Here is a 10019-nt window from a genome sequence, read left to right on the forward strand (position 1 = left end):
GGGTCCATTGCAAGTTGCCACAGCTTTGTTTTCGTCACAGGAAATCGAATGTCATTCATCCAAGCCAACCTGATCCATCTGCTTGCCGCCGCCTGGTTCATCATCTGCTGGGCGGGCTACACCCGTTACGCCTCCTGGAAGGCCCGCGACACGGCCTGCCTGGCCAGTGTCATGCACCTGTACCGCGAAGACTGGATGCGCCGCATGCTGCTGCGCGAGAACCGCATCGCCGATGCCAGCGTGATCGGCAACCTGGAGCGCAACGCGTCATTCTTCGCTTCCAGCACACTGATCATCCTGGCGGGCATCCTGACAGTGCTTGGGGCCTCGGATCGGGCGGTGTCGTTGCTGGCGGACATCCCCTTGGTGCAACAGGCTTCCCAGGGCATGGCGGAGGTCAAGTTGCTGTGCCTGGCACTGGTGTTCGTGTATGCGTTCTTCACGTTCAGCTGGTGCATGCGCCAATACAACTTCGCGGCGGTGCTGATTGGTTCGGCACCGATGATCGGCGAGCGCCATGTCTCGGAGCAAGAGCGCAAAGCCTTCGCACTAAGGGCGGCGCGGGTGATTTCCATGGCGGCCAACCAATTCAACTTCGGCCTGCGTGCCTATTACTTCGGCATGACCATGTTGGCGTGGTTTGTCAGCCCCTGGTTATTCATGTTGATGAGTGCTGGCGTGGTGTTCGTGTTGTATCAGCGTGAGTTTCACTCCGATGTGCTGGATGTGATGGTCTATACCCCCACCGAAGCACCAGCGCCCGAGGCCGGCAAGGAAGCGGCCTGACAGACGCCGCCTCCAAATCACAGGCAAAAGAAAACCCGCGCCAGGCGGGTTTTCTTTTACTGCTAAAACCGTATCAGTTGGTTTTAGGCGCTTCAGGAGCAGGAGCAGGAGCTTGTTCCTGCTGCGCGGCACTGTTCGATTCAGACTGAGCTTTGGCGGCTTCGGCGTTTTCTTTCGCCGCGTCGTTCACTTTATCCTGTGCTTTGTTCATGTCTTGCTGAGCTTGCTCAGCGTGTTGTTGGGCATCTTGAGCTTTGTCCTCGGATTTTTTATCGCAGGCAGCGAGGCCGAGGGAAGCGGCCAACATCAAGGCAATAGCAAAAGTCTTACGCATGGGGTGTTTCTCCTTATGGAAATAACTACTGGCCTTTTGAGCGCGCCCCTTCAGGTTAAGTTCCTCTTTTGCTACAGATATATAACTTTGGACGCTCGCGGAACTTTAGCGAACACGCCCGTTGCCGGGCCTCTGCACAAACGAGGGCATTGATGGACATGGCTGAAGATCCCATTTTTGAGCGTGCGACGCGCTTTTTATCGGCCCTGCGACATTGCCAGGTGCTGGGCTTGAAGTTGCACGGCGCCAATCGTGACGGGCTGACGCTCGTCCTGCCGTTCAGCCCGAAAATCGTCGGCAACCCTCTGACGGGCATCATCCACGGCGGCGCGTTGACCTCATTGATGGACACCGCGTGCGGCATGTCGACCTTATGCGTGCTGCCGCAATTCGAAGTCTGCCCCACCCTCGACCTGCGCATCGACTACATGCACGCCGCCGAGCCCCACAAGGACGTCTACGGCTTCGCTCAATGTTATCGGGTGACCCCGGACGTGATTTTCACCCGGGGGTTCGCCTATCAAGACGATCCCGAACAACCCATTGCCCATGTGGTGGGCACGTTCATGCGCCTGGGCCAGCATGCCAGGGGCATGGGCAAGGCCAGTCCGATAACCACCGTGGGCCAACCATGACCGATACCACCCAGGAACAACTGCGCCGCGCCTGCGAGCAGGGTGACTACGCGCTGCTGCTCGCCTCGATCCCCTATGCCCAACTCATCGGTGTCGAATGCACGCGCCAGGGCGACGACTTGGTGTTCCGCCTGCCGGCCAACAAAGACAACATTGGTAACCCTTTGCTGCCGGCCATCCACGGCGGGGTCATCGCCGGCTTCATGGAGCTGGCAGCCGCCGTTCATCTGTTGATCGCCACCGGCACGCCGGGCATACCCAAAATCATCGACTTTTCCCTGGATTACCTGCGCACCGGACAGTTTCGCGACACCTACGCCAAATGCCAGGTCTGGCGCCAGGGCCGACGGGTCGCCAACGTCGCGATCACCGCCTGGCAAGACGTCGAGGCGCAACCCATCGCCACTGCCCGGGCACATTTCAAGATCCAGGAACCCTCAAAACCCGATCGCCCTTGAAATCATCCGCGTCGCCCCCACCTTGAGGACATCCCGCCGCCAATCTCAGCGAGGCGGACACCACCATCCACTTGGAGTTTGATGACCATGAGCGTGGAAACTCAAAAGGAAACCCTGGGCTTCCAGACCGAGGTGAAGCAACTGCTGCACCTGATGATTCACTCGCTGTATTCGAATAAGGAAATTTTCCTTCGCGAGCTGATTTCGAACGCCTCTGACGCTGTCGACAAATTACGTTTCGAAGCCCTTTCCAAGCCTGAACTGCTGGAAGGCGGCGCCGAGCTGAAAATCCGTGTGAGCTTCGACAAGGACGCGAAAACCGTCACTCTCGAAGACAACGGCATCGGCATGAGCCGCGAAGAAGTGATCACGCACCTGGGCACCATCGCCAAGTCCGGCACGGCCGACTTCATGAAGAACCTGTCCGGCGACCAGAAGAAAGATTCCCACCTGATCGGTCAATTCGGCGTCGGTTTCTATTCGGCGTTCATCGTGGCCGACCAGGTCGAAGTGTTCAGCCGCCGTGCCGGCCTCGCTGCGAGCGAAGGCGTGCATTGGTCGTCCAAGGGTGAAGGCGAGTTTGAAGTCGCCACCGTCGACAAGGCTGATCGCGGTACCCGCATCGTGCTGCACCTCAAGTCCGGCGAAGACGAGTTCGCCGACGGTTGGCGCCTGCGCAACATCATCAAGAAGTACTCCGACCATATCGCGCTGCCCATTGAGCTGCCGAAGGAAGTCACCGCCGCCGAAGGCGAAGAAAAGCCTGAAGTGGAGTGGGAAACCGTCAACCGCGCCAGTGCTCTGTGGACCCGTCCACGCACCGAAGTGAAAGACGAGGAATACCAGGAGTTCTACAAGCACATCGCCCACGACTACGAGAACCCGCTGAGCTGGAGCCATAACAAGGTCGAAGGCAAGCTGGAATACAACTCGCTGCTGTACGTGCCGGCCCGCGCACCGTTTGACCTGTACCAGCGCGAAGCGCCACGGGGCTTGAAGCTGTACGTGCAGCGTGTGTTCGTGATGGACCAGGCCGAATCGTTCTTGCCGCTGTACCTGCGCTTCATCAAGGGCGTGGTGGATTCCAACGATTTGTCGCTGAACGTTTCGCGGGAAATCCTGCAGAAAGATCCGATCATCGACTCCATGAAGTCGGCACTGACCAAGCGCGTGCTGGACATGCTGGAAAAACTGGCGAAGAACGAGCCTGATCAGTACAAGAGCTTCTGGAAGAACTTCGGCCAAGTGATGAAGGAAGGTCCGGCCGAGGATTTCGCCAACAAAGAGAAAATCGCCGGCCTGCTGCGCTTTGCGTCGACCCAGGGTGACGATGGCGAGCAGATCGTTGGCCTGGCCGATTACCTGGCCCGCGCCAAGGAAGGCCAGGACAAGATCTACTACCTGACCGGTGAAACCTATGCGCAGGTCAAGAACAGCCCGCACCTGGAAGTCTTCCGCAAGAAAGGCATCGAAGTGCTGCTGCTGACCGACCGCATCGACGAGTGGCTGATGAGCTACCTCAACGAGTTCGACGGCAAGAGCTTCGTCGATGTGGCCCGTGGTGACCTGGACCTCGGCAACCTGGATTCGGAAGAAGACAAGAAAGCCGCCGAAGAAGTCGCCAAGAGCAAGGAAGGCCTGGTGGAGCGGATCAAGACCGCCCTGGGTGACGCTGTCAGCGAAGTGCGCGTCTCGCACCGCCTGACCGACTCCCCGGCGATCCTGGCCATCGGTGAGCAGGACCTGGGCCTGCAAATGCGCCAGATCCTCGAAGCCAGCGGCCAGAAAGTCCCGGACTCCAAGCCGATCTTCGAATTCAACCCGGCCCACCCGCTGGTGGAAAAACTCGACAACGAGCAGAGTGAAGAGCGTTTCGGCGATCTGTCGCACATCCTGTTCGACCAGGCGGCCCTGGCGGCCGGCGACAGCCTGAAGGACCCGGCGGCGTATGTGCGTCGCCTGAACAAGCTGTTGGTTGAACTGTCAGCTTAAACAAGTGCAGGAAAAACCCGCTTCGGCGGGTTTTTTCATTTCTGGTGTTCAGTCAAAGAGGAGTCCGTCATGAGTCAGGTTACGGTTCGTTCGCTGGTCTATCAGATCGATGGTCAAAGTTATGAAGGGCGCCTGGCCTTCGACATTAACCAGCAGGGCCCGCGCCCGGGTTTGCTGATGGCGCCGAACTGGATGGGTGTCGGGGCGGGTGCCGAGGACATTGCCAAGTCGGTGGCGGCCAACGGTTATGTGGTGCTGATCGCCGACTTGTATGGGCAAACGGTGCGCCCGACCAATGCCGATGAGGCGGGGGCGGCGATGATGCCCCTCAAGAACGACCGGGCATTGTTGCGCAAGCGCATGCAGGCTGCGTTCGAGCAGTTGCAAAGCCAAGGCGAAGCCGAGGTCGACACGACGAAGCTGGCCACGTTCGGCTTCTGCTTCGGCGGTTGCTGTTCACTGGAGTTGGCGCGCACCGGCGCACCGCTCAAGGCCGCGATTTCCTTCCACGGCACCCTGGATACACCGAACCCGGCCGATGCGCAGAACATCAAGGGCGCGGTGCTGGTGATGCATGGCGCTTGCGACCCGCTGGTGCCGAAAGAGCAGCTGCCGGCCTTTGAAGAGGAAATGAATGCCGCCGGGGTGGATTGGCAGTTGCTGAGCTACGGCGGTGCGGTGCACTCGTTCACTGATCCGCAGGCCAATGTGCCGGGCAAGATGATGTACGACGCCAAGGTCGCCGGGCGGGCGTTCCGCTCGATGCATAATTTGTTGGATGAAGTGTTCAAGGGCTGAGGTTGGGGCGGGTACTGAGCATTGTTGGTGTCAGGACTGGCCCCTTCGCGAGCAAGCCCGCTCCCACAGTGGATCTGCGATGCCCACAGTGCTGCGGGCGACTCGGTCCTTGTGGGAGCGGGCTTGCTCGCGAAGGGGCCCAGCCAGACAACCCTGAACTCAGGGCAGCTCGATCCGCTCGCTTTCCCCCGGCACCGTCGGCCAGTCCCCAGCCGCCCAGCGCTGGCGGGCTTCATCGATCCGGGCCGGGTCGCTGGAAACGAAATTCCAGTTCATCCGCCGCGGCCCGTCCAGGGGCGCGCCGCCGAACAGCACGGCATGGCAATCGCTGTCGGCAAACAGTGTCATTGCTTCCCCGGCTGGCAATATCACCAGGGAATGGGCTTCTACCGGCTCACCCTCCAATAACGCCTCGCCACTGAGCACATACAGGGCCCGTTCTTCATGCTCGGTGGGAATCAGCAAGGTCGTTGCGGTCTGCAGGTTCAGCTCGGCGTACAGCGTTGGCGAGAGCACCGGTACCGGTGATTCCAGGCAAAAGCCTCTCCCGGCGATCATGCGGATGCCGACCCCCAGGTTCTCACTGACCGGCAGGCTCTGCGCGGGGTGATGGCTGTAGTGCCCCGGGCCCTGTTCGTGGGACTTGGGCGAGGCCAGCCAGACTTGCAACCCGTGCATGGCGAAAGGGCTGCCCAGCAATGACTCCGGGGTGCGCTCGACGTGGGCGATGGTGCTGCCGGCGGTCATCCAGCTGACATCGCCAGCGTCCACCACCTGGTCGGAGCCCAGGCTGTCCTTGTGCTGGAGTTTGCCTTCGAACAGGTAGGTGAGGGTGGACAGGCCAATGTGTGGATGCTGGCGGATGTTCATGCCTTTGCCGGCCGGGTAGGTGGTTGGCAGCATGTGATCGAAAAACACGAAAGGCCCGACGCTGCGGCATTTGGCGGACGGCAGCGGGCGAAGGATCGGCTGGCCTTCGACGTCTTCGGCGCGGGGACGAACGGTCAGGGGAGTGGTCATGTTGTCTTCCAGGTTGAACAACGGTTGGCCGAAGCATAACCCGCCGCCGGCAGACACTGCACATGCGCCTTGAACCCAGGCGGGACGGCGAGGGTCTACGCTGTTCATGGCTTCTGGAGACCGCCCGTGCCTTTGACCCGTTTGATCCTTGCCTGGCTGCTGGTCGTTTCGAGCGCCACCGCCATGGCCCGCGAATATGCCTACAGCGATGCGCACCTGCATTACGTCGATTTCTTCCAGGAAAGCGCCGGCATGCCCAAGCTGCTTCAGGCGATGGCGGACAATCGCATTGAGCATGTGATGATTTCCGGCGTGCCGGTGGCCAAGAAATGGCATGAGGACGAGCCCAAGCGTCCGCGTTATTACGCCGGTGATGACGCGGACGCCTATTGGTACAGCGCCACCGATGTGATCGTCGCCGCGGCAGTGAGCAAGCTGACCGACGAACAGCGCCAGCACTTCCATCCGTTCCTGTCGGGCTTCAATCCCAACGACAAGAACTCCGCCGCCCATATCCAGCGCATGCTCGATCTCTATCCGGGGTTGTGGCAGGGCATCGGTGAGGTCTTCACCCGCCATGACGACCTGACGGCGCTGACCTCGGGCGACACGCCACGAGCCAACAACGAAGCCATGACGCGGATCTATCACCTGGCGGCGGAAAACGACCTGCCAGTGATGCTGCATTCCAACATCACGTCCAAGCGTGAGAAAAATCCGCTGTACCTGGCGGAAATCGAGGAACCGTTGCGCAATCACCCGCACACGCGCTTCATCTGGGCCCATGCAGGCACCAGCATGGAAATCCATCGTCACCAGACCCGCTTGGATTTTCTGCTGCCGACCCTGACCCGCCTGCTCGAGGCCTACCCCAATCTCTACGTCGACCTGTCCTGGAGCGTACTCACGCCGTACTTGCTGGATGAGGCGGGCAAGCCTCGGGTTGAGTGGGTAAAGCTGGTGGAGCGCTTTCCTGAGCGTTTCATGGTGGGGTCGGATGTGGTTGGGCGTTTCAACAAGTTGGGTGAGGAACTGCGCAGCTTCGATCCGTTCCTCGATGCCTTGCCGCAAGACGTGGCGAGGAGAGTGGCGCGGGATAACTTCCTGGCGGTGCTGCCCCGCTCAGTGGCCCGCTAAGCCCGCTTTTGTGGCGAGGGAGCTTGCTCCCGCTGGGCTACGCAGTAGCCCCAAAATCTGGCGACTGCTGCGCAGTCGAGCGGGAGCAAGCTCCCTCGCCACAGGGGCAACCCTATCCCCGGGCCATAGCTGGCATGGCCAACATCGCTTTGTCATCAGCCTGTCACTCCCGCGTCATACCCTCGCGCTCATCTCAATCAAGGAGCGCACTATGCACCTCACCCGTTCAAGCGCACTGGTCGCGCTGTTGTTGACCTGCGGCCTGGCCCAGGCGGAAGTTCGTGTCGAAGGCCCGGTGGAATATGGTGTCTTTGAAGGTCCCCAGGCTGAGTTGCAATCGGGCGAGCGGGTCCTGCGGCGCAGCAACGAGCAGATCCGCCAGACCGAGAGCGTACCGGCGAAGCTGGGCACCAAATTCGGCATGCGCTATCAGTTGGCTGGCAAGGTTGCTGACGACCAGCCGTTGACCCTGTTGTACTTCACTCCCGGTATCCGCACCCCCGATGGCGTGCGCCACGACAAATTCGAGGTCATCCAGAAACTGGTACCTGGCGCACCCCAGGATGTCATGGCCTACGAATTCACCGAAAGCCACGAAGTGGTGCCGGGAGAGTGGCGATTCATGGTGTTCCAGGGTGATCGGCTGCTGACACAGCAGCGGTTTGTCGTGCGCTGAATTCCACCCACTGCAGATCTCATGTGGGAGCGGGCTTGCTCGCGAATGCGGAGTGTCAGCTAGCAATGTGCCGTCTGACCCGCCGCATTCGCGAGCAAGCCCGCTCCCACAAGGTATTCAGGCATATCCGTCAGGCAAAAAAAAACGCCCCGAACCAGTCGGGGCGTTTTTTTGTGTGGCGTAGCAGCGGGGCTTACTTGCCCTGCCAGCGCTTCATCACCAGGGTGGCGTTGGTGCCACCGAAGCCGAAGCTGTTGCTCATCACGGTATTGATGGTGGCGTTTTCGCGAGTCTTGGTCAGGATGGGCAGGTCGGCCACTTCCGGGTCCAGCTCGTCGATGTTGGCCGAACCGGCCATGAAGTTGCCTTCCATCATCAGCATGCAGTAGATCGCTTCGTGAACGCCGGCGGCGCCCAGGGAGTGACCCGACAGGCTCTTGGTGGAGCTGATGGCCGGGGCCTTGTCGCCGAACACTTCGCGCACACCCTTCATTTCCGCGACATCGCCGACCGGGGTCGAGGTGCCGTGGGTGTTCAGGTAGTCGATCGGTGCATCGACGGTGGACATGGCCATCTGCATGCAGCGCACCGCACCTTCGCCGCTTGGCGCGACCATGTCGTAGCCATCGGACGTGGCGCCGTAGCCGACGATTTCCGCGTAGATCTTCGCACCACGGGCCAGGGCGTGTTCCAGCTCCTCGACCACGACCATGCCGCCGCCGCCAGCGATGACGAAGCCGTCACGGTCGGCATCGTAGGCACGGGAAGCTTTTTCTGGCGTGTCGTTACGCTTGCTGGACAGGGCGCCCATGGCGTCGAACAGGAACGACTGGCTCCAATGTTCTTCTTCACCGCCGCCGGCGAACACGATGTCCTGCTTGCCCATCTGGATCTGTTCCATGGCGGTACCGATGCAATGGGCACTGGTGGCGCAGGCAGAAGCGATGGAGTAGTTCAGGCCCTTGATCTTGAACGGCGTGGCCAGGCAGGCCGAAACGGTGCTGCTCATGGTCCGCGTGACGCGGTATGGGCCGACACGCTTGACGCCTTTTTCACGCAGGATGTCCAGCGCTTCCATCTGGTTCAAGGTGGAGGCACCGCCGGAGCCGGCGACCAGGCCGGTGCGCGGGTTGGAAACCTGCTCTTCGGTCAAGCCGGAGTCAGCGATGGCGTCCTTCATGGCCAGGTAGGCGTAGGCCGCCGCATGGCCGACGAAACGGTAGATCTTGCGATCGATCAGTTCTTCGAGGGGAAGGTCAATGGAGCCGGAAACCTGGCTACGCAGACCCATTTCGGCATATTCCGGGTTGAACCGGATGCCAGGGCGACTTGCACGCAGGTTAGCGGAGACGGTCTCTTTGTCATTGCCCAGGCACGAAACGATGCCCAGACCAGTGATAACGACGCGGCGCATGCGGATAACCCTTAGAAGTTGTCAGTGGAGGTGAAAACGCCGACCCGGAGGCCTTCGGCGGTGTAGATCTCGCGACCGTCCACGGCAACCGAACCATCGGCAATGGCCATGTTCAGCTTGCCCTTGAGGACGCGTTTGATATGAATGTTATAGGTGATTTTCTTGGCGGTCGGCAGGACCTGACCAAAGAACTTCACTTCGCCCGAACCCAGGGCGCGTCCGCGACCTGGCAGGCCTTGCCAGCCGAGGAAAAAACCGACCAGTTGCCACATGGCGTCCAGGCCCAGGCAGCCCGGCATCACCGGATCGCCTTCGAAGTGGCAGGCGAAGAACCACAGGTCCGGAGTGATATCCAGCTCGGCGACCAATTCACCTTTGCCGTACTTGCCACCCTCTTCGCTGATATGGGTGATGCGATCCACCATCAGCATGTTCGGGGCGGGCAGTTGCGCGTTACCTGGGCCGAACAGCTCACCGCGACTGCAGCGCAGCAGATCTTCCCGGGTAAAGGCGTTTTGTTTGGTCATGCGAGCTCCTCAATAGTCCCATGCGGCAGGGTGGGGCAAATCTTCCCGGCCGATCGAAGCGTTCATGCCTCGAATCGACAGCCTACTCATAGACTATTGCGTTGTAGTGAAAGTCACAGCACACGGGAAATGAATGTACACCTGTGCACTGAAATTTTTATTCAAGCCCCAATCGAGGCTCGTTCGGGTGCCTAAGACTGCCGCACTTTCGCCTTTCACGCCAGTCACAGATGGTCTGGCGA

At 60.4% G+C, this 10019-nt stretch carries 11 protein-coding genes; 7 read left to right on the forward strand and 4 right to left on the reverse strand.

From position 1 onward, the window contains the following. Positions 1 to 48 precede the first annotated feature (48 nt). Positions 49 to 786 carry a DUF599 family protein gene (locus HU767_RS22175; protein ID WP_186708136.1) on the forward strand — a complete coding sequence of 246 codons (738 nt, stop codon included), beginning with the start codon at positions 49 to 51 and terminating at the stop codon, positions 784 to 786. A gap of 73 nt (positions 787 to 859) precedes the next feature. Here HU767_RS22175 and HU767_RS22180 read toward each other — a convergent pair whose 3' ends face one another. Then, complete coding sequence (locus tag HU767_RS22180) at positions 860 to 1120, reverse strand: hypothetical protein (protein WP_186708134.1); 261 nt, start codon at positions 1118 to 1120, stop codon at positions 860 to 862. A 158-nt stretch (positions 1121 to 1278) separates the two neighbouring features. Between HU767_RS22180 and HU767_RS22185 the strand changes: the two genes are divergently transcribed. The 4 genes from HU767_RS22185 to HU767_RS22200 all read left to right on the forward strand — a co-directional run bounded on the left by HU767_RS22185 (position 1279) and on the right by HU767_RS22200 (position 5003). After that, complete coding sequence (locus HU767_RS22185) at positions 1279 to 1755, forward strand: PaaI family thioesterase (protein ID WP_186708132.1); 477 nt, start codon at positions 1279 to 1281, stop codon at positions 1753 to 1755. Further along, positions 1752 to 2213 (forward strand): PaaI family thioesterase, encoded by a 462-nt coding sequence (locus HU767_RS22190; protein ID WP_053189657.1) that lies wholly within the window; start codon positions 1752 to 1754, stop codon positions 2211 to 2213. Before HU767_RS22185 ends, HU767_RS22190 begins: the two co-directional genes overlap by 4 nt. An 87-nt stretch (positions 2214 to 2300) precedes the next feature. Then, entirely contained in the window at positions 2301 to 4205 is a 1905-nt protein-coding gene (gene htpG / locus HU767_RS22195; RefSeq protein ID WP_186708130.1) for a molecular chaperone HtpG, read from the forward strand. Positions 4206 to 4274: 69 nt separating this feature from the next. Beyond that, positions 4275 to 5003, forward strand: a complete 729-nt coding sequence (locus tag HU767_RS22200; protein ID WP_186708128.1) for a dienelactone hydrolase family protein — start codon at positions 4275 to 4277, stop codon at positions 5001 to 5003. A 159-nt stretch (positions 5004 to 5162) separates the two neighbouring features. On the opposite strand, the gene HU767_RS22205 is transcribed toward HU767_RS22200, so the two are convergent. Continuing rightward, positions 5163 to 6023 carry a pirin family protein gene (locus tag HU767_RS22205; protein ID WP_186730472.1) on the reverse strand — a complete coding sequence of 287 codons (861 nt, stop codon included), beginning with the start codon at positions 6021 to 6023 and terminating at the stop codon, positions 5163 to 5165. A 183-nt stretch (positions 6024 to 6206) separates the two neighbouring features. Here HU767_RS22205 and HU767_RS22210 point away from each other — a divergent pair, with 183 nt between their 5' ends. Beyond that, a complete protein-coding gene (locus tag HU767_RS22210; RefSeq protein ID WP_238349511.1) occupies positions 6207 to 7160 on the forward strand; it encodes an amidohydrolase family protein in 954 nt (317 codons plus the stop codon). A gap of 211 nt (positions 7161 to 7371) precedes the next feature. Further along, positions 7372 to 7836 carry a DUF3859 domain-containing protein gene (locus tag HU767_RS22215; RefSeq protein WP_018610122.1) on the forward strand — a complete coding sequence of 155 codons (465 nt, stop codon included), beginning with the start codon at positions 7372 to 7374 and terminating at the stop codon, positions 7834 to 7836. Between the two features lie 193 nt (positions 7837 to 8029). Here HU767_RS22215 and fabB read toward each other — a convergent pair whose 3' ends face one another. Further along, complete coding sequence (gene fabB / locus HU767_RS22220) at positions 8030 to 9250, reverse strand: beta-ketoacyl-ACP synthase I (protein ID WP_186708122.1); 1221 nt, start codon at positions 9248 to 9250, stop codon at positions 8030 to 8032. A gap of 11 nt (positions 9251 to 9261) precedes the next feature. Next, entirely contained in the window at positions 9262 to 9777 is a 516-nt protein-coding gene (gene fabA, locus HU767_RS22225) for a 3-hydroxyacyl-[acyl-carrier-protein] dehydratase FabA (protein ID WP_003204400.1), read from the reverse strand. Between the last annotated feature and the right edge of the window lie 242 nt (positions 9778 to 10019).

This window comes from Pseudomonas sp. SWRI179, assembly GCF_014268705.1.
Lineage (GTDB): Bacteria > Pseudomonadota > Gammaproteobacteria > Pseudomonadales > Pseudomonadaceae > Aquipseudomonas > Aquipseudomonas zanjanensis.